Below are 1,888 nucleotides of genomic sequence, written 5' to 3'. Positions count from 1 at the left end.
AATGATGTTACTCGCACCAAACTGGTGGTGTTAAATTGAACGCAAAAAAAAGCCCTGCGGCAACAGGACTAAAAATACTTAATAAATAAATTATATCAAAAGTAGGGCGCATGTACAAGATCATTAATCCTGACACTGGGGAAATTCTATTGGAATTGAAAACCAAAAATAAGAGAGCAGTTCAAATTATTGCCCATAGATTGCAGGCAATTGTTAGATAAAATCCTCTGTTTTAATGAATTTACAAAAACTGCTTTAAAGCCAGTGATTACAGTGCTTTACAGTGTTATGATTAACGCCCGATTATGCTACATATTCACGTATATATTAGGAGGTGAATTTGATTCCAATTAAAGAATATGAACTTTATCTCATTGATAATGAAATAAGTCAAAATACGCAAAAAAATTATCTGAATACGGTCGGACAATTGGATGATTTTTTAAGGACTAATGAACTTGAATTAAATAAAGAATCACTCATCAAATTTAAACAATATTTAAGAGAGCACCATTACAAACCTCAAAAAACTTATACCACGAAAACAATTAATCAAAAAATTATAAGCATTAATGTTTATTTGAATTGGTTGTTAAAAGAAAAAATAATTGATGACAAAATGTCAATTAAATTATTGAAGTCCCAAATTAAAGAACACAGGGAATCAATCACTGAAGCTGAGTACAAAAAATTATTAAAATACAGCACAAATGATGAAATACGACTCTTTATTTTATTAATTGGAAATACTGGTGTAAGGATATCAGAAGCGTGTTCGATTAAAGTTGAAGATCTTTCAAAAAAAACAATTCCAATCGAAAATAAAGGAAAACAAAGAACAATAACGATTCCTCAATTTTTGAAAAAACAGTTAAAAACTTACGTTAGAGTGAATCATATTAATGGAATTATCTTTTATAGAGATCAAAGAACTTACCGCAATAACCTTAAAACTATTGCTGGTCTTGCAAAAATTAACAAAGAAAAAGTCTATCCACACTCCATCAGGCATTATTTTGCGAAGGCCTTTTTGGACAATGGGGGAGATTCAACCGTTTTGCAGCAATTACTGGGTCATGAAAACATAGCAACTACAACAATTTATACAAAATTAAGTACCAATGAGCTAAGTGATCAGTTCAGTAAAATCAAAAACACATAAAAATAAGAGCTGGCGAATCCTCATAAAAAGTCGCAGGAGATATTCCAAAGAAGTGACATCGCTGTTGGAGAAGTGATGTAGAGAACTTCAAATTTTGTCATTGGGGCTGTGACCCAGCCCTTTAATTTGAAATAATCAAAGCCGTTTGGCATGTATACTAAGGAGAAAGTTTGGCAGGAAAAACAAAGATATATTTTTGGTTAAAGCTAGATGAAAATTTTTACAATAACATAATCATAAAAAAGGCTAGAAAAACTAATGATACTATGGTTATCGTTTACCAAAGACTAATGTTACAATCTTTGGCGACAAATGGCTACTTATATTATGAAGGAGCTTTTGAAAACTTAGCAGAAGAACTTGCTATTTCTTTAGATGAAGAGATAGAACAAGTACAAATGGCATTAGCTTTCTTTTCTAAATATGGCTTAATCCAATTCGATGATGAGCAAAATGCAAACATGTTGCAAGTACATGCGCTAATAGACCAAGAAACCAATTGGGCACGTTATCAACGGGATAATAGGAAGAAAAAAGAAGTAGAAAAATTGGACAATGTCCAACCAGTGTCCAACCAATGTCCAACAGAGATAGAGTCAGAGATAGAGTCAGAGATAGAGTCAGAGATAGAGTCAGAATCAGAATCAGAAAAAAATAACACAGGGATTTTGATTCAAGATATCTTTGATTTCTATCAGTCCAATTTTGGAATCATCTCACCAAGTA

2 protein-coding genes are annotated in these 1,888 nt (G+C 31.9%); both read left to right on the top strand.

All coding sequences use genetic code 11. The features are described 5' to 3' along the window. Positions 1 to 340: 340 nt before the first annotated feature. Positions 341 to 1,162 carry a tyrosine-type recombinase/integrase gene (locus tag RT41_RS10100; RefSeq protein ID WP_096819284.1) on the top strand — a complete coding sequence of 274 codons (822 nt, stop codon included), beginning with the start codon at positions 341 to 343 and terminating at the stop codon, positions 1,160 to 1,162. Positions 1,163 to 1,332: 170 nt separating this feature from the next. Continuing rightward, positions 1,333 to 1,888, top strand: a 556-nt coding sequence (locus tag RT41_RS10095; RefSeq protein WP_180752724.1) for a phage replisome organizer N-terminal domain-containing protein, incomplete at its 3' end; no start/stop codon positions are given.

This window comes from Lactococcus fujiensis JCM 16395, from assembly GCF_002441655.1.
GTDB lineage: Bacteria > Bacillota > Bacilli > Lactobacillales > Streptococcaceae > Lactococcus > Lactococcus fujiensis.
Note: the sequence above shows the minus strand (reverse complement) of the source record. Positions and strands in the feature narration are given on the sequence as shown.